This window comes from Promicromonospora thailandica (assembly GCF_024171955.1).
GTDB classification, from domain to species: Bacteria; Actinomycetota; Actinomycetes; order Actinomycetales; family Cellulomonadaceae; genus Promicromonospora; species Promicromonospora thailandica.
The window spans coordinates 580,594-601,996 of sequence record NZ_JAMTCS010000001.1; the positions used below are offsets into that span (position 1 = coordinate 580,594).

The 21,403-nt window shown below is 74.5% G+C and carries 21 protein-coding genes; 10 read left to right on the plus strand and 11 right to left on the minus strand.

The window, feature by feature from the left end; translation table 11 throughout:
- The first annotated feature begins 72 nt into the window (after positions 1-72).
- Both APR03_RS02755 and APR03_RS02760 read left to right on the plus strand, forming a co-directional pair.
- Positions 73-759 carry a DedA family protein gene (locus APR03_RS02755; RefSeq protein WP_253832484.1) on the plus strand — a complete coding sequence of 229 codons (687 nt, stop codon included), beginning with the start codon at positions 73-75 and terminating at the stop codon, positions 757-759.
- Between the two features lie 74 nt (positions 760-833).
- On the plus strand, positions 834-2,015 hold the full coding sequence (locus APR03_RS02760; RefSeq protein ID WP_253832486.1) for an MFS transporter: 1,182 nt from the start codon (positions 834-836) through the stop codon (positions 2,013-2,015).
- Here the strand turns inward: APR03_RS02760 and APR03_RS02765 are convergent.
- Positions 1,914-2,789, minus strand: a complete 876-nt coding sequence (locus tag APR03_RS02765; RefSeq protein ID WP_253832488.1) for an AraC family transcriptional regulator — start codon at positions 2,787-2,789, stop codon at positions 1,914-1,916. The two genes, APR03_RS02760 and APR03_RS02765, sit on opposite strands and share 102 nt — an antisense overlap.
- A gap of 140 nt (positions 2,790-2,929) precedes the next feature.
- Here APR03_RS02765 and APR03_RS02770 point away from each other — a divergent pair, with 140 nt between their 5' ends.
- The 3 genes from APR03_RS02770 to APR03_RS02780 all read left to right on the plus strand — a co-directional run bounded on the left by APR03_RS02770 (position 2,930) and on the right by APR03_RS02780 (position 4,149).
- Positions 2,930-3,316 (plus strand): DUF1304 domain-containing protein, encoded by a 387-nt coding sequence (locus tag APR03_RS02770; protein ID WP_253832490.1) that lies wholly within the window; start codon positions 2,930-2,932, stop codon positions 3,314-3,316.
- Between the two features lie 117 nt (positions 3,317-3,433).
- Positions 3,434-3,898 carry a hypothetical protein gene (locus APR03_RS02775; protein ID WP_253832492.1) on the plus strand — a complete coding sequence of 155 codons (465 nt, stop codon included), beginning with the start codon at positions 3,434-3,436 and terminating at the stop codon, positions 3,896-3,898.
- Positions 3,895-4,149 (plus strand): hypothetical protein, encoded by a 255-nt coding sequence (locus tag APR03_RS02780; protein WP_253832494.1) that lies wholly within the window; start codon positions 3,895-3,897, stop codon positions 4,147-4,149. The genes APR03_RS02775 and APR03_RS02780 overlap by 4 nt, the downstream gene beginning before the upstream one ends.
- A gap of 6 nt (positions 4,150-4,155) precedes the next feature.
- On the opposite strand, the gene APR03_RS02785 is transcribed toward APR03_RS02780, so the two are convergent.
- Positions 4,156-5,007, minus strand: a complete 852-nt coding sequence (locus tag APR03_RS02785) for a helix-turn-helix transcriptional regulator (RefSeq protein WP_253832497.1) — start codon at positions 5,005-5,007, stop codon at positions 4,156-4,158.
- An 86-nt stretch (positions 5,008-5,093) separates the two neighbouring features.
- On the opposite strand from APR03_RS02785, the gene APR03_RS02790 reads away from it, so the two are divergent.
- Positions 5,094-6,254, plus strand: coding sequence for an SDR family NAD(P)-dependent oxidoreductase (locus tag APR03_RS02790; RefSeq protein WP_253832499.1), 1,161 nt, complete (start codon positions 5,094-5,096; stop codon positions 6,252-6,254).
- 166 nt (positions 6,255-6,420) lie between these two features.
- Here APR03_RS02790 and APR03_RS02795 read toward each other — a convergent pair whose 3' ends face one another.
- The 3 genes from APR03_RS02795 to APR03_RS02805 form a co-directional block, all read right to left on the minus strand.
- Entirely contained in the window at positions 6,421-7,368 is a 948-nt protein-coding gene (locus APR03_RS02795; protein ID WP_253832501.1) for a GlxA family transcriptional regulator, read from the minus strand.
- Positions 7,365-7,928, minus strand: coding sequence for a cysteine hydrolase family protein (locus APR03_RS02800; protein WP_253832503.1), 564 nt, complete (start codon positions 7,926-7,928; stop codon positions 7,365-7,367). Before APR03_RS02800 ends, APR03_RS02795 begins: the two co-directional genes overlap by 4 nt.
- 180 nt (positions 7,929-8,108) lie before the next feature.
- Positions 8,109-8,951, minus strand: a complete 843-nt coding sequence (locus tag APR03_RS02805) for an alpha/beta fold hydrolase (RefSeq protein WP_253832505.1) — start codon at positions 8,949-8,951, stop codon at positions 8,109-8,111.
- A 120-nt stretch (positions 8,952-9,071) separates the two neighbouring features.
- Between APR03_RS02805 and APR03_RS02810 the strand changes: the two genes are divergently transcribed.
- Together APR03_RS02810 and APR03_RS02815 are read left to right on the plus strand one after the other, a co-directional pair.
- A complete protein-coding gene (locus APR03_RS02810; protein WP_253832507.1) occupies positions 9,072-9,641 on the plus strand; it encodes a TetR/AcrR family transcriptional regulator in 570 nt (189 codons plus the stop codon).
- A 34-nt stretch (positions 9,642-9,675) separates the two neighbouring features.
- Entirely contained in the window at positions 9,676-10,281 is a 606-nt protein-coding gene (locus APR03_RS02815) for a DsbA family protein (protein ID WP_253832509.1), read from the plus strand.
- A 15-nt stretch (positions 10,282-10,296) separates the two neighbouring features.
- On the opposite strand, the gene APR03_RS02820 is transcribed toward APR03_RS02815, so the two are convergent.
- Positions 10,297-11,172, minus strand: coding sequence for an alpha/beta fold hydrolase (locus APR03_RS02820; RefSeq protein ID WP_253832511.1), 876 nt, complete (start codon positions 11,170-11,172; stop codon positions 10,297-10,299).
- Between the two features lie 34 nt (positions 11,173-11,206).
- Between APR03_RS02820 and APR03_RS02825 the strand changes: the two genes are divergently transcribed.
- On the plus strand, positions 11,207-13,201 hold the full coding sequence (locus APR03_RS02825) for an AfsR/SARP family transcriptional regulator (RefSeq protein WP_253832513.1): 1,995 nt from the start codon (positions 11,207-11,209) through the stop codon (positions 13,199-13,201).
- Between the two features lie 12 nt (positions 13,202-13,213).
- Here the strand turns inward: APR03_RS02825 and nhaA are convergent, their stop codons facing one another.
- Positions 13,214-14,617 (minus strand): Na+/H+ antiporter NhaA, encoded by a 1,404-nt coding sequence (gene nhaA, locus APR03_RS02830; protein WP_253832515.1) that lies wholly within the window; start codon positions 14,615-14,617, stop codon positions 13,214-13,216.
- A gap of 28 nt (positions 14,618-14,645) precedes the next feature.
- Positions 14,646-15,473, minus strand: a complete 828-nt coding sequence (locus APR03_RS02835) for a helix-turn-helix transcriptional regulator (protein ID WP_253832517.1) — start codon at positions 15,471-15,473, stop codon at positions 14,646-14,648.
- A 101-nt stretch (positions 15,474-15,574) separates the two neighbouring features.
- Between APR03_RS02835 and APR03_RS02840 the strand changes: the two genes are divergently transcribed.
- Positions 15,575-16,315 (plus strand): SDR family oxidoreductase, encoded by a 741-nt coding sequence (locus APR03_RS02840; RefSeq protein WP_253832519.1) that lies wholly within the window; start codon positions 15,575-15,577, stop codon positions 16,313-16,315.
- Positions 16,316-16,370: 55 nt separating this feature from the next.
- Here the strand turns inward: APR03_RS02840 and APR03_RS02845 are convergent, their stop codons facing one another.
- The 3 genes from APR03_RS02845 to APR03_RS02855 form a co-directional block, all read right to left on the minus strand.
- Positions 16,371-18,551 (minus strand): RICIN domain-containing protein, encoded by a 2,181-nt coding sequence (locus APR03_RS02845; RefSeq protein WP_253832521.1) that lies wholly within the window; start codon positions 18,549-18,551, stop codon positions 16,371-16,373.
- Positions 18,552-18,666: 115 nt separating this feature from the next.
- Positions 18,667-19,173, minus strand: coding sequence for a hypothetical protein (locus tag APR03_RS02850; RefSeq protein ID WP_253832523.1), 507 nt, complete (start codon positions 19,171-19,173; stop codon positions 18,667-18,669).
- A gap of 58 nt (positions 19,174-19,231) precedes the next feature.
- Positions 19,232-21,328 (minus strand): MSCRAMM family protein, encoded by a 2,097-nt coding sequence (locus tag APR03_RS02855; RefSeq protein WP_253832526.1) that lies wholly within the window; start codon positions 21,326-21,328, stop codon positions 19,232-19,234.
- Positions 21,329-21,403 lie beyond the last annotated feature (75 nt).

The following is a 21,403-nucleotide window of genomic DNA, read 5'->3' on the forward strand; positions in this document are numbered from 1 at the left end:
GACCACCTCACCCGCCGAACGGCTTAGGCTGTCCTAACCAGGACGTATCCGCTCGACCGGAGGGACGCCCCCATGCTCAGGACCGCCGTGTCGGACGACGTGGCCGGGTGGCTCGACGTGCTCGGCCCGCTCGCGTTCTACCTGGCGGTGTGGGGCCTCGTGTTCGTCGGGACGGCGTTCTTCGTCGGCGTGTTCATCCCGTTCCTCACCGGGGACGGCCTGCTGTTCGGCGCCGGCATCGTGGCCGGTTCCACCGACCGCATCGACATCTGGGTGCTGGCGGCCGGCGTCGGCGTCGCCGCCGTCGCGGGCGACCAGGTGGCCTTCCTGCTGGGCCGCCGGTACGGGCGCCCGTACCTCGCCTCCCGCACCGGCCGCTGGGTCCAGGCCACCGTGGCCCGCACCGAGCGGTTCTACGACCTGTTCGGCTGGTGGTCCGTGGTGATCGGCCGGTACATGCCCTGGGCGCGCGTCTTCGTGCCGGTCATCGCCGGCATCGCCGGGATGCCCTACCTGCGGTTCCTCACCGCGAACGTCTTCGGTGCGCTGAGCTGGGGCGTGCTCATCACGGTGCTCGGGTACTTCGCCGCGTCCGACCCGTCGGTCCGCCCCGTCGCGTACGTGGTGGCGGGGGTCGTCATCGCGGCGTCCGTGGTCGCGGGCATCCGGGCGTGGCGCCAGGACCGCGCCCGGCGGCCCGCCACCGAGGCGCCTGCCACCGGCCTGCAAGACACCGACCTGCAAGACACCGACCGGTAGGACGCCGTCCGCACGATCAACGGCCCCCGCCGCACGATCAAACCCGCGCCACCCACCCGTCGGAGGCTGGGTGCATGCCCACGCAGACCGCCCCGTCCAGCCCTCCGACCACACCGCCCGCCGTCACGGGAGCGCGCGCCTGGCTGCCCGTCGGCGCGCTCTCCCTCGGGATCGCGATCCTGGTCGCGAGCGAGTTCCTGCCCGCCGGCGTGCTGCCGGCCCTCGCCGCGGACGTCGGTGTCAGCGAGGGCACCGCGGGCCTCGCGGTCGCCGCGACCGCGATCGCCGGGGCGTTCACGGCCCCGAGCATCGCCGTGCTGCTGCCCCGCGCGGACCGCCGCCTGGTGCTGCTCGGCCTGCTCCTCGCGGCGGCACTGTCCAACCTGGCCGTCGCCGTCGCGCCCGGCTTCGCCGTCGTCCTCGTCGGCCGGCTGCTGCTGGGCGTGGCGATCGCCGGCTACTGGTCGCTCGCGTTCGGCGCCGGCGTGCACGCCGCGCCGGGCCGGCAGCGGCTCGTCGCCTCCGCCCTCGCCTTCGGCACCAGCGTCGCCACGGTCGTGGGCGTCCCGCTCGCCTCCGTCGTGGGCGACACCGTCGGCTGGCGGACGGCGTTCGGCGGCGCCGCCGTCCTGAGCCTGCTGAGCGCCGTGGCGCTCGCCGTCGCGCTGCCCTCCGTACCGGCCCATCCCACGGCGGGTCTGCGCATGCTGCGCGAGGCGCTGCGCAACAGGCTGCTCATGGCGGGCATCGGGTTCGTGGTGCTGGTCGCCTTCGGCAACTTCGCGGCGTACCCGTACATCCGCCTCGCCATCGACCGGGTGGACCCCGGCGCGACCACGTGGATGCTGCTCGCCTGGGGCGTGGGCGGGGTCGTCGGACCGATCCTGGCCGGCGTGCTGGCCCGGTGGCTGCGGCCCCTCACGGCGGCTGCGCCGTTCGGGCTGGCCGTCGCGCTGCTGCTGACCGCCGTGGCGCCGTCCGTCCCGGTGCTGACGGTCGCGGTGGTGCTCTGGGGCGTCTCGCTCAACGCCGTACCCGCCGCCACGCAGCTCTGGGTCGCCCGGGCGGAGCCGGTGCGGACCGAGTCCGCGATCTCGCTGCAGGTCACCGCGTTCCAGGTCGCCATCACGGCGGGGTCGGCGCTGGGCGGCGTGCTACTGGACGGCTACGGCGTCCGCCCGCTGCTCGTGATCGGCGCGGGCGCCGCGGTGGCGGCGGGTCTGGGCTGGGCGTTCGTGCGCCTGCCGCGCGCCTGACACCACATCCGACACGGCGTCCGACACCGAACCCGACGGCGCGGTGCGCCAGGCGAGCGGCGAGACGCCGTCGTGCTCCGCGGCGAACGCCCGGCTGAACGCGGCGACCGAGCCGTACCCCACCTCGACGGCGATCCGCGTGATCAGCAGGCACCGGTCGGCCAGGAGGGTGCGGGCCCTGTCCATCCGCACCTGCCGCAGCATCCCCATCGGGCTGTGCCCGGTGGCCCGCCGGAAGCGCTCGGTGAGCGCGGAGCGCGACAGGTGCACCAGGGCCGCCATCCGGTCGACGGTCCACGGCTCGCCGGGGCGGGCCGCCAGCGCGGCGACGACGTCGCCGACCTGAGGGTCCCCCAGACCGTCCGGGGCGGCCCGCCCGTCCTGCTCCCAGAGGGCGACCATCGCGGCACCGATCAGCCCGGCGTAGCTGGCCGCATACGGGGCGGGGGCGCTGATCGCGTCGAGCGGGCACACCCGGACGAGCGCCATGACCCCACGCTGGCGGCGCTCGAACTCGCGCACGACCAGCGGGCTGGGCAGCGCCACGGTGGGCACGGCCTGCCGCAGGTCGCCGTGCACCAGGTCGGTCTCGGCGTGGGCGACCAGGCAGTGCGCCGTCCTGGCGTCGACCAGCACCGCGTCGCCCGCACCCACCTCGCGCCGCGAGCCCGCGGTCTCCAGCGTCGCGGAGCCGGACAGCACGACCAGCCACAGGGCGCCCGGCCGGGACCACGTCGCACCGGCGGACAACCGCTCCCGGGTCAGCGTCGTCATCTTCCACTCCATGCACAACGGAGCCATCCGGGGGCGCGTGCTATTCCCGGAGCGTGTTCCCGGGACGGACGCGCTCCGGGCTGCCATACTGCCGATCACCCGGCCGCAGCCCGTACCGGCCCACGAACTCGGAGGACGCCGTGCTGATCGCCGGACTCGTGCTCGCGGGCGTCGCCGCGCTCGTGCACGTCTACATCTTCTACCTGGAGTCCTTCGCCTGGACGCGCCCGCGTACCCGCGCCACGTTCGGGACCACGGTGCAGGAGGCCGAGGTGACCCGGCCGCTGGCCCTGAACCAGGGGTACTACAACCTGTTCCTGGCGATCGTCACGGCGGTCGGCATCGTGCTGACGGCCGCGGGGTCGACGCCGGCCGGCGCCGCGCTGGTGCTGGCCGGCACGGGCTCGATGCTCGCGGCGTCGCTGGTGCTCGTGATCTCGGACCCCACCAAGCGGAGCGCCGCGCTCACGCAGGGCCTGGTCCCGCTGCTCGCCGTCGTCGCCGTGGTGGTCGGGCTGACCGTCTGAGGAGCCGGCGACCCACGCCTGGCCAGATCCCGGAGGTTGTTGGCAGCACGGCCACTGTCGGCGCGTGCGGGCAGTCCCGCACGATGACCGCATGCGAACGACCTCGGGCACCGCGGCATGACCGCGCTGTTCCTCTCCCTGCACGTCCTGGCCGCGATCCTCACCGTGGGACCGGTCGCCATCACCGCGAGCATGTTCCCGCCCGTCGCGCGCCGCGCCCTCGCCGCGCCCGACGACGCGAGCGCCGCCGCCTCGGTCCGGCTCCTGCACCGCGTCACGCGCGTGTACGCCGCGATCGGCGTCGCCGTCCCGGTGCTCGGCTACATCACGGGCGCGACGCTCGGCGTCCTGTCCGACGCGTGGCTGATCGCATCCATGGTGCTCACCGCCGCGGCCGCCGCCGTCCTCATCGTGCTCGTGCTGCCCGGGCAGCGGCGCGTGGTGGAGGCGCTCGAGGCGCCGGGGAACCGCCCCGCGACCGCGCGCCTCTCGATGCACGCGGGCATCTTCAACCTGCTCTGGGCGGTGGTCGTGGTCCTCATGGTCTACCGCCCCGGGTCGACGACGGGAGCCGGGCTGTGACCGGCGGCGCGGCGCTCCGGGTGCTCGGTGCGCTGGAGCTCGTGACGGTGCTGGTGCTGCTCGGCAACCTGGCGACGGTGCACCACCCGGGTGTGGCGAGCGCCGTCGGCCCGCTGCACGGCATGGTCTACCTCGGGGTGCTCGTGACCGCCGTGGCGCTCGCCCGCGGGCGGCACCGGGTGTGGCTGCTGGCGCTGGTGCCCGCCGTCGGCGGGCTGCTCGCGGACCGCGCGAGCCGGTCCGCGCGCTGAGCCGGCTCAGGTGGCAGCGGTCATCCGCTGCGTGCCGACGACCGCCAGCAGGCGCAGCGCCTCCTCCGACGGCGACCCCGGGTCGGCCGTGTAGACCACGACCTGCTGGTCCTGGTCGGTGATGTCCAGCGCGTCGCAGTTCACGGTGACCGGTCCGACGAGCGGGTGCCGGAACGTCTTGCGCAGCGTGCGCGCGACGTCGACGTCGGCGGCCGCCCACAGGTCGGCGAACTCCGGGCTGCCGGCCAGGAGCTCGTCGACCAGGGCGGTCACCTCGGGGTCGTCCGGGTACCGCGCGGCGGTCCGGCGGAGGCGGGCGGCGGCCGAGCGGGCGTACTCGTCGACGTCCGACACGCCGTACATCCGGTCGGACCGGTTGCCCAGCCCGAGGAAGGCCCGCCGGACGAGGGTGCGGTCCTGACGCGACACGGCCGAGAAGTCCTCCATGAGCGCGGCCGCGAGGCCGTTCCAGGCGATGACCTCCGACGTCGCGGACGTCACGAACGCGGCGGACCCGGGCAGCCGGTCGAGCATCAGCTGGACGCTGGGCCGCACCGTGCGGGACGGGCCGGGCGGCGGCCCGGGCGGGAGCCCGGCGAGCACCGAGAGGTGGTCCCGCTCGGCGTCGGACAGGCGCAGCGCGCGGGCCAGCCCGGTCACGACCTCGCGGGACGGGTGGGGGCCGCGCGCCTGTTCGAGCCGCGTGTAGTACTCGGTGGAGATGTAGGCGAGCTGCGCCACCTCCTCGCGGCGCAGGCCGGGTGTGCGCCGCCGGCGACCCGCGGGCAGGCCGACGTCCGCGGGGGCGATGCGCTCCCGGCGTCCGCGGAGGAAGGTGGCGAGCTCGGCTCTGTCCATACCTCGAGTATCGGCGGGGTGCCCGCCCGTAGCCAGGTACGGCCGGTGCCTGGATGCGGTCGCCGACCGGGCAGAGGCTCGTCGGTATGAGCACAACCACCGAGACCACCCACCCCACCACCCCGACGGCCGGCCTGCTGGCCGGCAAGGTCGCCCTCGTCACCGGGGCGGGCCGCGGCATCGGCGCCGCCGCGGCCCGCCTGTTCGCCCGCGAGGGCGCCACCGTCTTCCTCTCGGCCCGGACGGAGTCGCAGATCGCGGCGGTCGCCGAGGAGGTGCGCGCCGCCGGCGGCACCGCCGACCACGCCGTGGCCGACCTGGCGGACGCCGACAGCGTGCGCGCCCTCGTCGACCGCGTCGTCGAACGCTTCGGGCGGCTCGACGTCGCCTTCAACAACGGCGCGGCCTTCACCCCGCCGCAGCCGCTGGACCAGGTGTCGGAGGCCGACTTCGACCGCGTCTACACCGTCAACCTGCGCGGGCCCTGGCTGTCGATGGTCGCGGAGATCGACGCGATCCACGCCACCGCGGGCACCGGCGCCATCGTCAACAACTCCAGCATCGGCAGCCTGCGGGCCAACCCGGTGCTGCCCGCCTACGGGGCCATGAAGCGCGGCGTGAACAGCCTCACCGAGTCGGCGGCCGTGACCTACGGGCCGGAGGGCATCCGGGTCAACGCGATCACCCCTGGGGGCACGAGCACGGAGATGATCCGCGAGTGGGAGAACCACACGCCGGGTCTGACGGACCACCTCGCGGCCGGCGCGCCGCTCGGCCGGATGGCCCGGCCGGAGGAGATCGCCGAGCCGCGGCCTGGCTGCTCAGCGACCGCGCGTCGTACGTCACGGGCGCGATCCTCCAGGTCGACGGCGGCGCGGGCGCCTGAGCGGCGTCAGCCGGGGAACGAGAAGAACCGCATGGTCGAACGGTCCCCGGTGGCGGCGTCGCAGATCTCGATGTCCACCGCGCCCCAGGTGATGTCGCCGCCGAAGCCGGACGCGTCCGACCAGACGATGCCTGCCCCGGACGGCCCGCCGTCGACCTCGACCCGGCCCGCCCCCGTCTCGATCCAGGTGATGTCGCCGGTCCAGCCCTCCGCCCCCGGCGGGTCGACGCCCGACCACGCGGCCACGTCCTCGCCGTCGTCCGCGGAGCCGCAGTCGGTGAAGAACCCGGGTGGCACGTTCGTCAGGACGCCCACGCCGCCGGGCTCGAGCCGGATCGAGGCCGAGGAGTCGTCCGGGTAGGAGTACTCCCACGTCTCGGGCACCGGTACGTCGTCCACGGACCGGAGGCCGCAGCCGGACAGGGCCACGGCGAGGGCGGCGACGGCGGAGAGGGCCGGGACGAGCGGTGGCGTGGGCCTCGGGCGGGTGGTCACGGGGGACATCCCAGCAGATCGGGGTGGACCGGTCACGACCCGGGCGGCCCCGGGCGGGTCGGCAGGGCCATGGTGCGGAGGCGGCGGAGCATGCGCGCGTCGCGGAAGCCGACGGCGTGCGCCGCCGCCTCGACGGTGGCGCCGTGCCCGATGAGGTGCTCGGCGCGCTCGACCCGGAGCGACTGCTGGTAGCGCAGCGGCGTGACCCCGGCAGCCCGGGTGAACAGCCGGGTCAGGGTGCGCTCCGCGACGCCGGCGCGCGCGGCCAGGTCGGGCAGCGGGAGCGTCCGCGTGAAGTGCGTGTCGATGTGGTCCTGGACGCGGTGCACCGTGTCGTCGAGGTGGGACCGGTGCCGGAGCATCACGCTGGCCTGCGGTTCCGTGCCGTTGCGGCGCGCGTACACCACCATCTCGCGGGCCACCCGGGCGGCGACGGCCGGACCGTGCCGCACGGCGAGCAGGTGCAGCGACAGGTCGATGCCGCTCGCGATCCCGGCCGACGTGACCACGCGGTCGTCCGTCGTGAACAGCACGTCGCGCACTACGTGGGCGCGCGGGTGCCGGGCGGCGAGCTCGTCCTGGACCGCGTGGTGCGTGGTGCAGCGGCGGCCGTCCAGGAGCCCGGCCTGCCCCAGCGCGTCCGAGCCCGCGCACACGCTGGCGACGGTGCCGCCCGCCGCGTGGTGTGCCCGGAGCCGCTCGCGCGTCGCGTCCCCGACGTGGGGCCAGGCCCGCGGGTCCTCCCCCACCCGCCACCCGGGCACGACGACGAGATCGTCCGGGGTCAGTGCCGGCCAGTCCGGACCCACCGCCAGCGGGAGGCCCTGCGCGGACGTGACCGTGGCGGCGTCGGGCAGGGCGGAGACGTAGCGCAGGTCGTAGGGGTGGCCGACGTCGCCCGCCGTGAAGAACGCCTGCGCCGGTCCCGCCAGGTCGAGCAGGTGGACGCCGGGCAGGAGCACGAACAGGACAGTGGTCACCCCGCCGATGGTGCCACGTGCTCGCGCGCCTCGGCCTCGAGCTCGGCGACCGTCGCGATCCGCGCGAACCGGTCGCGCAGCACGGTCTCGGTGCGCTCCAGGAGGTCGGCGGCGGTGAACCGGCCCAGCGGGTCGGTGCTCGTCGCGTCGCTGACGAAGGTCACGGCGTAGCCGAGGTCCGAGGCGACGCGGGTGGTCGTCTCCACGCACTGCTCGGCCCGGATGCCGCACACGCGCAGCGCGCCGACGCCGTGGGCGGTGAGGAGCTGCTGCAGGTTGGTGGTCGTGAAGGCGTTGTGCGAGGTCTTGTGCAGCACCGGTTCGCCGGGGCGGGGCTCACCGAGCTCCGCGAACAGCCGGACGTGGCCGGTCGCGGGGTCGAACGGGTTGCCCGTCCCGGGCTCGGTGTGCAGCACCCAGACCACGAGGTCGCCGGCCTGGCGGGCGAGGTCCACCAGCCGGTTCACCGGCTCCGCGATCCCGGGGTTGAGGGTGTCCGCCCACTGGGGGCGCACCCGGAAGGACTCCTGGACGTCGACGACTATCAGCGCTCGGCTCATGACCCCAGTCTGACCGGGACGGAGGTGCCCGGGGAGCCCTGATCGGGTCCCGATGCGGAACGATCTGGTCAGCACTGCCAGGGAAACGCGGCGAGGTCGGCAGCCTGCCTCAAGATCGGTACAGGCCTGTGCCGATCTCGGTGCGGACTGCCGACCTCGCCGGTCGGTGTGTCAGGTCCGTCAGGCCTTGACGAAGGCCAGCAGGGCCTCGTTGACCTCGTCGGCGTGCGTCCACAGCAGGCCGTGGGGCGCACCCTCGATCTCGACGTACTCCGCCTCCGGGAAGGCGCTGTGGAACGGACGGGCGGTGGCGTCGATCGGCAGGATGTTGTCCTTGGTCCCGTGCAGGATCAGGGACGGCTTGCCGGCCGCGCGCACGGCCTCGACGTCGGCCCGGAAGTCCTCGATCCAGGAGGAGACCACCGCGTAGGCCGCCACCGGCGCACTGCCCGTGGCGGTGTTCCAGGACGCCGTGACGGCCTCCTGGCTGATGCGGGACCCGAGGGTCTCGTCCAGGTTGTAGAAGTCCTGGTAGAACTGCGTGAACCAGGCGAACCGGTCGCCGCGGGCGGCCTGCTCGATGCCGTCGAACACCGACTGCGGCACGCCGGTCGGGTTGTCGTCGGTCTGGACCAGGAACGGCTCCAGCGACGCCAGGAACGCGAGCTTGGCGACGCGGTCGTGGCCGTGGTTCTTGACGTACCGGGCCAGCTCGCCGGTACCCATGGAGAACCCGACCAGGATGACGTCGCGCAGGTCCAGGGTGGTCAGCAGGGTGTTCAGGTCGGCCGCGAAGGTGTCGTAGTCGTACCCGGTGCCGACCTTGCTCGACTTGCCGAAGCCCCGGCGGTCGTAGGTGATGACGCGGTAGCCGGCCGCGATCAGCTCGCGCGACTGACGCTCCCAGCTGTTGCCGTCCAGCGGGTAGCCGTGGATCAGGACGACCGGCTGCCCCGTGCCGTGGTCCTCGTAGTAGAGCTCGGTGGTGGTGCTGTTCTCCGAACCGACCGTGATGTAACCCATGATCCGATCCCTCTCCATCTTGCCGCGGTGAGAACGGTCGTTCTCGCCCGATGTCAGATACAGTAGAGAACGAACGTTCTCCGCGCAACCCGAGCGGAGCAGAAGATGGGGTGATGTTTCATGGCCGACGAAGAGGCCGCACGCGAGCAGGTGGTTCGCGCCGCGGACGAGCTCTTCTACACGAAGGGGGTGCAGGCCGTCGGCATGGACGCCGTGCGGACGGCCGCCGGTGTCTCCCTCAAGCGCATCTACTCGCTCTTCTCCTCGAAGGACGAGCTGGTCGTCGCGGTGCTGCGCCACCGCACGGCGGTGTGGGACGACGGCATCGCGTCGGCGTCGGAGCGCGCCACGACCGCCCGCGCACGGCTGCTCGCGATCTTCGACTTCCTCGACGGCTGGTTCCGGGAGCCGGACTTCCGCGGGTGCGCGTTCATCAACACCCACGGGGAGCTGAGCGCCACCTCCCAGGCCGTCGCGGATGCCGTCCGCGAGCAGAAGCGCACGTTCCAGGAGTACGTCGCCCGCCTGGTCGCGGAGCTCGACGGCCCGCCGGAGCTCGCGCCGCAGATCGCGATCCTGGCGGAGGGCGCGCAGACGACCGCCGCCATCGCGGGCACCCCCGACGCCGCCCGGTACGCCCGCGACGCCGTCGAGACGCTGCTCGACGCGAAGGTGCCGGCCAGTGTCTGAGGAGATCACGCAGGAGGGTGCGACGATGGATGACATGACCCCAGACCCCGGTACCGGCGGGCACGAGGCGACCCGCGAGGCCGCCCCGGCCCCCGCCCACCTCGGCACCCACGACAGCGGCTTCGCGTTCCGCTGGGCGTACGGCAACCCGGAGGCCCCGTTCACCATCGTGGAGTTCGGCGACTTCGAGTGCCCGTACTGCGGCGCGGCCAAGCCCGTGCTGAGCGAGCTGATCGATAAGTCCGAGGGCCAGGTGCGCCTGGTGTGGCGGCACTTCCCGCTCTTCGAGCCGCACCCGTACGCGCTCACGGCCGCCCTGGCCGCGGAGGCCGCCGGCCACCAGGGCGCGTTCTGGCCGATGGCGAAGCTGCTGTTCAAGAACCAGATGCAGCTCGACGACGCCTCCATCGTGCGCTACGGCGAGCAGCTCGGCCTCGACACCACGAGCCTGGTCGGCGAGCCGGCCCAGCGGTTCGCCGAGGCCGTCCGCACCGACTACCAGGACGGCATCGACGCCGGGGTGCACGGCACGCCGACGCTGTTCATCAACGGCGAGCCGTACACCGACGCGGTCACGGTGACCGACCTGCGCGACACCATGGGCCTGTCGCGCACGAAGAAGTCCTGGTTCCGGCGCTGACCCACCCGGGCTGCGTCACCGCGCCAGCAGGGCCCGCAGCGCGGCGACCACCTCCCGGGGCGACTGCTCGGCCATGAAGTGCCCCGCGTCGAGGGTGCGGTGCTCCAGGTCCGCGGCCCAGGCCGACCACAGGCCGGCCGCGTCGTAGCCGAGCGCCGCGCCCCAGTCCTGCTGGAGCACCGTGACCGGCATGGTCAGCCGGTGCCCCGCCGCGCGGTCCGCGCGGTCGTGCTCCAGGTCGATGCCTGCCGACGCGCGGTAGTCCGCCACGATCGACGGCACCGCGGCGCGGGCGGCCCGCAGGTACTCCGCGCGCACGGCGGCCGGGATCGCCTCCGGGCCGGTGCCCCAGGCGTCGAGGAAGAAACCGAAGAACTCGTCGGCCGACGCCTCGATCATGCGCTCGGGCAGCCCGGGCGGCTGCGCCATGAGGTACAGGTGGAACGCCACGGCGGCGTCGGCGCCGTGCAGCACGTCCCACATGTCGAGGGTGGGCAGCACGTCGAGCACCGCGAGGTGCGTGACGGTGCGGGGGTGGTCCAGTCCGGCCCGGACGGCCACCAGCGCACCCCGGTCGTGCCCGGCCAGCGCGAACCTGTCGAACCCGAGGGTGTGCGCGAGCGCCACCACGTCGGTCGCCATGGTGCGCTTCGAGTAGGTGTCGGGACCGGACCCGTCCGGCTTGTCGCTGGCGCCGTAGCCGCGCAGGTCGGGGGCGATGACCGTGTGGTCACGGACCAGGTCGGCCGCCACGTGCCGCCACATGAGGTGCGTCTGCGGGAACCCGTGCAGCAGCACGACCGGGCTGCCGGTGCCGCCGACCGCTACGTTGAGGGTGACGTCGCCGACGGCGACGCGCTGCTGATCGAGATCGGGGATCGTGACTGTCATGCCCCCGAATCTCCAGGACGCGGATGAGCGATCGATGAGTGGGGCGGTGCCGGTGGGCGTGCCGAGGACGGGCGTGCTGCGGGTGGGCGTGCTGGGCCCCGTCACGGCCTGGGTCGACGGCGCCCCCGCACCGCTGGGCGGACCGCGGCAGCAGGCGGTGCTCGCCCGGCTGGTCGCGGCCCAGGGCCGGCTGGTGACCACGGACCGGCTCGTCGAGGACCTGTGGGCCGACCCGCCGCGCGGGGCCGTCGCCGCGGTCCGGACGTTCGTCGCCGACCTGCGCCGCCGGACCGAGCCGGGCCGCGCGCCCCGGTCCCCGGCGCGGCACCTCGTGACCGACGGCCCGGGGTACGCCCTGCGCGGGGCCGAGGTCGACGCCCGGATGTTCGAGGAGGCCGTGGCCGGGGCCCGCGACCTCGCTCCCGCGGCGGCGCGCGGGGCCCTCGACGAGGCGTTGGCCGCCTGGCGCGGCACCGCGTACGCCGGGCTGGACCAGCCCTGGGCCGTCGCCGAGCGGTCCCGGCTGGCAGGCCTGCGGCTCGTCGCCGTCGAACGGCACGCCGAGGTCCGGATCGCCCTGGGCGAGGCCGCCGACGTCGTACCGGGACTCGACGCGCACGTCGACGAGCACCCGTGGCGCGAGGAGGGCTGGCGGCTGCTCGCGCTCGCCCTGTACCGGTCGGCGCGCCAGGCCGACGCGCTCGCCGTGCTGCGCCGCGCCCGTACGATGCTCGCGGACGAGCTCGGCGTGGACCCCGGCCCGCGGCTGGCGGAGCTGGAGTCCCAGGTGCTGCGGCACGAGGCGCCCGGGGAGCCACCCGCCACGCAGGACGTCTGGGACGACACCACAGCGGCCTACGAGCGCGTGGTCGCAGCGGGCGCGCGAACGCGGCTGGAGTCGACGGCGACGTTGCTGCGCACCCTGGCCCTGACCGGCGGGGACGGACTGGCCGCCGCACGCTCCCGCCGGGTGGGCGCGATCCGCGCGGCGGAGCAGCTCGCCGACCCGGAGCTCACGGCCCGGGTGATCGGCGCGTACGACGTGCCGGGCGCGTGGACCCGGTCCGACGACGCCGGCCTCGCCGCCGAGACAGCCGCGGCGGCCGAGCGCACGCTGGCGGCCCTGCCCGACGGCACGCCGGACGCCGTCCGCGCCCGTCTGCTGGCGACCGTGGCCGTCGAGTCGCGCGGGCTGCCGGGCCCCCGCGGTCCGGAGGCGGCCCACGAGGCCGAGTCGCTCGCCCGGGGCGCCGGCGACCCCGGCGCGCTGGCGTTCGCCCTGGCGGGGAGGTACCTGACCCACGTCGGGCGCACGGGGCTCGCCCCCGGGCGCGACGCGATCGGCGCCGAGCTCGTGCGCCTCGCGGGGCGGCACGGCCTGAGCACGTTCGAGATCCTGGGGCACCTGGTGCGGATGCAGGCGCTGTCCGCGCTCGGCGAGAGCGCGGCGGCGCAGGAGCACGCCGAGGCCGCCGGCGCGCTGGGCGCACGCCACGAGCGGCCGCTCGTCACGGTGTTCACGCGGTGGTTCGACGCCCTGCGGACGGCGGCCTCCGGTGCGCCCCTGGCGGACGCCGAACGCGCCTACCGGGAGGCCGCCCGCACGCTGGCCGGCTCCGGGATGCCGGGCCTCGCGGACGGGCTGCTGCCCCTGGCCCTGCTCGCCCTCCGGGTGGGCCGCGGGCTGCCCGCGACCGGGATCGAGGACGCCGACGGCACCTGGGGCCCCTACGCGCCCTGGGCCCGGCCGCACCTCCTCCTCGCGCGCGGGGGCGACGCCGCGGACGCCGTCCGCCGGCTGCCGGACCCCCCGCCCGGGCTGACCGCCGAGGTGCTCTGGATCCTCGCGGGACGCGCGGCGGTCGCGGTGGGCGACCGGCGCGTGGCCCGGCGGGCGGCCGAGGCGCTCGCGCCGGCCGCCGGCGAGATCGCCGCGGGCAGCGGCGTGCTCACCGCGGGTCCGGTGCGAGCCCACCTCGACGCCCTGGCGGCCTTCCTCGACGCTCCACCCGACGGGCCCGGCGGCTGACGCGGGCGCCCGTCACGCCGGCGCGCGCCACGCCCCGTCGGGCAGCGGCGGCGGGCCGCCCTCCGCCTCGTGGGGCGAGCAGAGCGGCAGCCGGTCGCCGAAGTAGCGCAGCACGGCGGCGCCGATGATCCCCGCCAGCAGCGAGCCCACCAGGACGCCGACCTTCGCCTCGTTGATCAGCGCCTCGTCGTCGAACGCGATCTCGCTGACGAACAGCGCGATCGTGAACCCGATGCCGCACAGGAATGCGCCGCCGGCGAGGTGGCCGTAGCGCACCCGGCCCGGGAGCGTCCCGAGGCCGGTGACCAGGGCGACGAAGGCGCCGCCGAACACGCCCACCGCCTTGCCCACCACGAGCCCCAGCACCACGCCGAGGGTCACGGGGCTCGACACCGCCGCGCCGATCGCCTCCCCCGACAGCTCGACGCCCGCGTTGGCGAGACCGAACACCGGGACCACCACGAACGAGCTCATGGGGTGCAGCGCGTCGAGCAGCCGGTCGCTGGTCGGCACCGCCGACCGCGCCGCGCTGACGGCCAGCCGCGAGCGCGCCGGGTCCAGCTCCTCCATCAGGGCCCGCCCGTAGACGCCGAAGTACCAGCGCGCCTCCTCGTCACGCCCCCGGCGGGCCGTGGGGACGGCCAGGCCGACGGCGACGCCGGCGAGCGTGGGGTGCAGCCCCGACTCCAGCACGGCCACCCACAGCGCTGCCCCGACCAGCAGGTACGGCGTGATCTGCCAGATGCCGATCCAGCGCATCGCGAACAGGGCCACGACCAGCGCTCCCGCGAGCAGCAGGGCGCTCGTCATGAGCTCGTCGGAGTAGAAGATGCCCAGCAGCGCGATGGCGCCGATGTCGTCGAAGATCGCCAGCGTGAGCAGGAAGATGCGCAGCTGGTCCGGGCAGCGCGGGCCCACGAGCGCGAGCACGCCGATGACGAACGCCGTGTCCGTGGACATCGGCAGACCCCAGCCCGCCGCGTCCGGCCCGGACGGGTTGATCAGCAGGTACAGGCCGATGGGCACCGCGAGGCCGCCGATCGCGCCGAACAGCGGCACGGACGCGGCGCGGAAGCTGCGCAGCTCGCCCACCGTGAGCTCGCGGTTCACCTCGACGCCGACCACGAGGAAGAAGATGGCCATGAGGAAGTCGTTGACCCAGTGGTGCAGGGTCAGGTGCAGCTCCCAGGTGCCCACCGTGAGGTTGACCGGCACGTCCCAGACGTCGTGGTACGAGCCGCCGGCGACGTTCGCCCAGACCATCGCGACGGCCGACGCGGCCAGCAGGAGCGTCGCACCGCCGCCCTCGGTGGCGAAGTAGCTGCGCAGGCCGGGCGAGAGCCGCGGGTAGGGGATGTCGACACGAGGCCGAGGCCCTGGTCGGGTAGGTACGCCCGTAGGGATCCGATCTGCCACGGGTCAAGGATCGCAGACGCCGGCGCGGTCAGCCGAACGCCCGCGTGGCCGCGATCGTCCCGAGCAGGCTCAGCGCCTCCGCGGCCGGCGAGCCCGGCGTCGCGTGGTAGACGACGAGCTCCTGTCCCGGGGCCCCGAGCACGCCGAACCCGTGCACCCGCAGCTCCAGGTGGCCGACGTCGGGGTGCAGGAACCGCTTCGCCGTCAGCCGCTTGCCCCGCGCGTCGGCCCGGTCCCACATCGCCACGAAGTCGGGGCTCTTCACGCGCAGCTCGTCGACGACGCCGCGGATGGCGGGATCGCCCGGCCGCTGCCCGTCGGCGAGGCGGAGCGCGGCCGCCGCGTTCTCGGCCACGACGTGCCAGTCCGGGTAGAAGGTGCGCGCCGCGGGGTCGAGGAACGTCGTGCGGGTCAGGTTCCGGGAGAATGCGAAGCCGGTGAACAGCGCCTCGGCGATCGGGTTGGTCGCGAGCACGTCGAAGGCCCGGCCGAGCACGATGGCGGGGCTGTCCCGCCAGGAGAGCATGAGCTCCACCAGCTCGGGGTCGGCCTCCTCGACCGGTGCGGGCGGCTCGGGCCGCGGGCTGAACCCGGCCAGGCGGTACAGGTGCTGCCGGCCGTCGTGGTCCAGGCGCAGCACCTCGCCGAGCGAGTCGAGCACCTGCGGGGACGGGTTCGTCTCGCGGCCCTGCTCCAGGCGCACGTAGTAGTCCACGCTCACGCCGGTGAGCATGGCCACCTCCTCGCGGCGCAGGCCGGGCACGCGGCGGCGGCCGTAGACGGGCAGCCCGAGCGCCTCGGGCGTGAGCTGCGCCCGCCGGCCGCGCAGGTACTCGCCGAGCGGTGTCGTGGTCATGCCTTCGACGGTACCCGCCCCGCCCGGCGTAACCAGGGTGTGCCAGACCCAGGAAGAGCGGCCCCTTCCTGGGCCCCGCGCGGCGGCGCAGTGTCGATGCCATGAGCACATCAACCGACAACACCAAGATCGTCCTCGTCACCGGCGCGAGCAGCGGCATCGGCGAGGCCACGGCGCTCCGCCTCGCGGCCGAGGGTCACCACGTGGTGCTCGGCGCACGTCGCACCGAGCGCCTGGACGCCCTCGTCGCCCGCATCCGGGCCGACGGCGGCTCCGCGAGCGCCGCGCGCCTCGACGTGACCGACCGCGACGACGTGCGCGCCGTCGTCGACCGGGTGGTCGAGGAGCACGGCCGGCTCGACGTCATCGTGAACAACGCGGGGGTCATGCTGCTGTCCCGGCTCGACGCGCTGCTGGTCGAGGAGTGGGACCGCATGTTCGACGTCAACGTGCGCGGCCTGCTGTACGGCGTGGCCGCGGTGCTGCCGCACTTCCGGCGGCAGGGCGGCGGCCACGTCGTGACGGTCGCGTCGATCGGCGCGCACCAGGTGTCCCCGACGTCGGCCGTGTACTCGGCGACGAAGTACGCCGCCTGGGCGGTGACGGAGGGGCTGCGCCAGGAGTCCGACCCGTCGGTGCGGGTCACGACGATCTCGCCCGGCGTGGTCGAGAGCGAGCTGGCCGAGCACATCTCCGACCCAGGGGCGCGGGAGCACATGGTCACCTACCGCCGCAACACGATCCCGGCCGACGCGATCGGCCGCGCGATCTCGTTCGCGATCAGCCAGCCGGCGGACGTCGACGTGAACGAGATCATCGTGCGCCCGGCGGCCCAGCGCTGACCTGTCAGACGCTCAGGTCGCCCCAGCGGCCTGAGCGTCTGACATCTGGGTGGGGTTACGGGCCCGTCGTCAGGTACGTGACCTGGCGGCTGCTGTTCACCGTCTCCCCCGTGTTGTTGATGACGCGCCGGATCGTGCCCGTGCCGCCCAGGGACACGGTGACCATGTTGTGGAACCGGACGTTCGGCCGCACCGGCACCTCGAAGGCCCGCGCGTTCGCCACCGACGGGTTGACGTTGAAGAACGCGTAGCTGCCCAGCCCCCAGGCCTGGTGGTCGGTCACGGAGTCGGCCACCTTGTACGCCGCCCAGCCCTCGGTCGAGCCGTTCATGTAGGCGGCCTGGTTCGGCGGGTCGTAGGGCATCTCGTTCTGGTAGAAGTACGTGCGCCCGCGCTCGCCGTTCCAGATGGTCTGGTACTGCTGGTAGTGCTCGACGAACAGGCCGTACATGGTGACGTCGTCGCCGTTCACGACGAGGCCGTTGCGGCCGGTGTTGACGGTCCACCCGACGGTTCCGGGGTTGCCGTGGTCGGCCCGCCAGATCCAGGCGTGGTCGCCGATGACGTCGTCGCTGTTGACCTCCATGCTCACCACGGCCCTGCCGGCGATCGAGCCACCCACCCGGATGAACACGTCGGACAGCACCGTCGGGTTCGCCGCGTGGTCGGCGGACGAGCCGGCGGGGCCCACCTGGAGCAGCACGTTCGAGCCGCCGGTCCCGGCGTCGAACATGATGCCCGCGAGGCGCACGCCGTCGACGTCGGCCACGCGCATCGCGTCGATGCCGCCCTGCGGCACGAAGGTCGCCAGGCCCAGCCCCAGCACCACCGTGTCCGCGCGGTTGACCTGGAGTGTCTGGTTCACCGGGTAGGTGCCTGGGGTGACCAGCAGGTTCTTGCCCGCGGCGAGCGCCGCGTTCATGCTCGCGGCGGAGTCGCCCGGGCGCACCACGTGGAAGTCGCTGATCGGCAGGGACCGGCCGGCCGGGTTGCCGTTCGCCCAGGTGGTGCCGCTCGAGCCGGTGCGGACGGCCGGGACGAAGACCCGGTAGGAGCCGTTGTCGTCGACGTACAGGTAGGGCTTCTCGGCCACCTTCGGGGTGGTCGCGACGGTCGTGTACGGCGGCGAGGGGAAGCTGTTCGACGGCGCCCCCTGGCTGCCCACGAACACCTGGTTCCAGTTGGAGCCGGTCCAGCTGCCCATCGTGGAGTTGCGCGTCAGGAACTGCTGCTGGGAGCCGGAGTCGATCTGGCCGTCGATCTTCGAGTCGGCGATGAACCCGCCGGAGGACCAGCCGCCGTCGGACAGGGCGAGGCCGCCCCGCAGGTGCATGCGGCGGTAGGGCGCGGCCTGGGAGACGGACCAGCGGTCGCGGCCGTCGGCGGGCGTGACGGACAGGCCCTCGGCGGAGCGCCAGAAGTTCTGCGTGGCGTTCTGCGAGCCGTCGGGCCACCAGTCGGCCTCGACGTGCACGTGGCCGTTGATGTTCACGTCGTCGGGCACGAGGCCGAGGCCCGCGACCTGCGTGAAGAACCCGACGTTGGCGTCGACGTCGTAGGAGCCCGGGTAGAACAGGAAGGCGTGCCGCTGGACGCCGAACTGGTTGGTCTCCTGGGCGTCGAAGACGCTGTTCAGGCGGGACTGGATCGAGGCGTCCGACATGGAGGTGTCGAAGACCGACACGTTGGGCCCGAGGTCCGGGTTGGCAGGGTCGGGGAGCACGGCGTCGGGGTCGGGCTGCGGCACGGTGCCTCCGCGGTGGGTCCACTTCTGGTTGGCGGCGCCCGTGCAGGTCCAGAGCTGGAGCCGCGTCCCGTTGGCGGTGCCGCCGCCGGTGACGTCGAGGCACTTGTCCGCGGCCTGGTTCACCAGGTCGCCGGCCGCGGTCAGGGTCCACCGCTGGCTGGCCAGCGAGGAGAAGCAGTCCCACAGGTGGACGACGGCGCCGTTCGCCGTCGAGCCGTTCGCAACGTCGAGGCACTTGCCGCGGCCGCGCACGGAGCCGTCGTCCGCGAGGGTCCAGCTCTGGTTGGCGTTGTCCGGCGTGCAGTCCCAGATCTGGGGACGGTTGCCGTTCGCGGTGGAGCCGTCGGTCACGTCGAGGCAGCGTCCGCTCCCCGAACCGACGATGGTGCCGGTCGAGGCGGCGGACGCGCCGGGCGACGCGACCACCCCCAGCAGACCGGCGAGCAGGACGGCGCTGAGTGCGCCGACCGCCTTCCGAACAGGTGACATGGCAGCCTCCGGGAGGGTCTGGCGCCGCGTCGTCGCGGCGGCGCCTCACCCTACCGAGCCACTTACTAACCTGTCAGTAGGTAAAATCCCTATCATCGGACGAGCGCCCGCCCGGTCAGCGGCGCCGGGGCAGGGGGCGGGGCTCGGCCGGGTCGGCGTCGGACCCGGCCGCGGGCGCCGCCGCGGCGGGCGCCATCGCCGCGGCGAGCTCGCTCTCGTCAGCGGTCGCACGGCAGTAGACACGCGTGCCGCCGCCCTTGCACAGCTCGTGCAGCCCGGCCGCGAAGGCGTTCAGGTCCTCGGGCTCGGCCCGGCGGAAGCGGCGCGAGAGCGACCAGTGCCGCACCACGTCGTCCAGCGTCGTCGGCCGCACCATGCCGAACAGCGTCACCAGGTGGTTGGACAGGCGGATCAGCAGCCGGGCGCCGTCCGGGCTCTCGGCGACGAGCTGGGCGCTGCGCAGCCCGTCGTCGGCCGTGGGGCCGCCGAGCAGCCGCTCCAGCTGGCCCAGCACGGACGCCGGGTCGACGACGTGGGATCCCACGGCGCCGTCGATCTCGCCGCCGTCGATGGTCAGGGCCGCCGTCTCGTCGTCCGGGGCCACGAAGTACTCGAACCTCATGCGGGCATCTTTCCGCATGTCAGGGGGTGCTCGGTGCCACCGCCTGCCCCGCGGGCGGTCAGCGACCGTCCGCGCCGCCCACGCCCGTGCGCCGCGACGTGCGGATCATGGCGACCCCCACCGCCACCAGGACGGCGGCCGCCAGCGAGATCGAGGCCACGGCCGCACCGGTCGCGGCCAGCCCGTCGCGGTCCGCCGGCCCGCCGGGCACCGGCTCCGGCCCGGGGGACGGGCCGGGCGACGGCCCCGCCGACGGGCCCGGGCCGGCACCCGGGTCCGGGCTCGGGCTCGGGCCGGGACTCGGCTCCTGCGTGTCGCACGTCACGGTGAAGTCCTCCGCGAGCAGGCTCTCCCCCGCCGCGGTCACCGTCACCGTCCGCTCGCTGACGTCGGCCGCGCACCCCTCGGGCACGGTCGGCGTGATCGTGTGCTCCCCCGGCGGGAGGTCACCGGCGAAGTACCCTCCGGCCGCGTCCGTCACCAGCTCGACGGGACCGTCCGGCCCCGTTACGGTCACCGTCACCCCGGGCACAGGATCGCCCGCGCCGTCGGTGACGGTGCCGCCGACGGCGCCGGGCGTGGTCAGCGCGAAGTCGACGTCGGCCACGTCGGCGCCGCCCACCGTCACGTCCTGGGTCAGGGGCCCGTCGGCGCGGTAGCCGTCGGGCACCTCGATGCCCACGGTGACGTCGCCGGGCAGCACGTCCTCGAAGCGGTAGGTGCCGTCGGCGGCCGTCGTGGTGCCGACCGTGCCGTCCGGGCCCTCGAGCGTCACGACGACGCCCGCGACGGGCTCGCCGCCCGAGGTCACCGACCCGGAGACCGACGCCGGCGCCCGGACGACGAAGTCGTTGCCCGTGCTGGGCTCCTCCTGGTCGACCTCGACGGTGAGGTTCTCCGGGACCGTCCCGGCCACGTACCCCTCCGGCAGGTCGCCGAGCACGAACGCGTACTCCTGCGGACGGCCGTTCACCGCGTCCCACCCGACGTGGTCGACCAGGTACGCGCCGGTCGAGTCGGTCGCGGCCGTCAGCGGGACACCGCCGCCGACGGGCGCGAGCGTGACGGTCGCCCCGGCGACGGGCTCTCCGTCGTCCGTCAGCACCGTGCCGCTCACGGCGACGGGCACGACGGCGCGGGCCGCGAGGTCGACGTCGGTCGCGTCGGCGTCCCGCAGGTCGATCGCGGTGATCTCCCGGTCGCCGTACGCGACGAGCCCGTACGGGTGCTCCTCGCCGCCCTCCGGCAGGTCCGTCAGCTCCACGCGGTACCCGGACGCCGCGGTGTAGCCGGGGAAGCCGTACTGCCCGCTGGCGTCCGAGGTGGTCGTGGCCAGCTCCGTGCCGTCGGGTCCGAACAGCGTCAGGGTGGCGCCGGGCAGGACGCCCTGCGGGGTGCCGGCCGCGTCGACCAGGTCGACCGTCCCGGCGATGTCGCGGGCCAGGGAGGCGAACCACGTCTGGTACACCGGGAACCCGCTGCGCCGGAAGAACTGGACGGTCAGGCTCGCGATCGGGGTGGTGGGCCGGAACCAGCCCGCGGCGCCCGCGGTGTCCTCGGCGGCGGCGTTGCCGATCAGCTCGTGGGTCTGCGGGTCCCACGACGGCACGTCCGCCGGGTCGCCCGTGCACGACGGCGAGCCCGCCGCGGTGCAGTAGTTGAAGCCGCCCTGCCAGCCGAGCTCGCCGCCCGCGAGCTCCCGGCCGTCGGCGGCCAGGGCCGTCACGACCACCCGGTCCGCGTCGATGTCGCCGAGCACGAACGCCCAGCCGTTCCCCGGGGTCGGGCGCTCGAACGTGTAGGTCGTGGTCGACGGCGCCTGCGGCCGGTCCGCCTGCGGGCGCAGGTTCAGGTACGGCTGGTCGCGGCTGGAACCGAAGACCTCGCCCGGGGGCGTGGCCGGGCCGAGCCACGTGGACGCGCCCGAGATCACCCCGACGCCGCCGCGGGAGTCCGACGTCACGGTGGCGGACGGGAAGCCACCCGCCGGGAGCCGCATCGTCGTCGCCCAGTCGCCGGCGGAGCCGGTCAGCGGCTCCCAGTCCGCCCAGCCGGCGGTGGTGGCAGCGGATGTCGTCGTCGTGGGCAGTACGGCGGCGAGCGTGACGAGCACAGCCGTCAGCACTGCACCCAGGCCCCCTGCGGTGCGCTTCACGGACGACACCGTAGGAGCGGTCAGGACGGACCGCGCGCCGAACGATGCGAACGCATCGTTTTCTGGCAGGTTGTC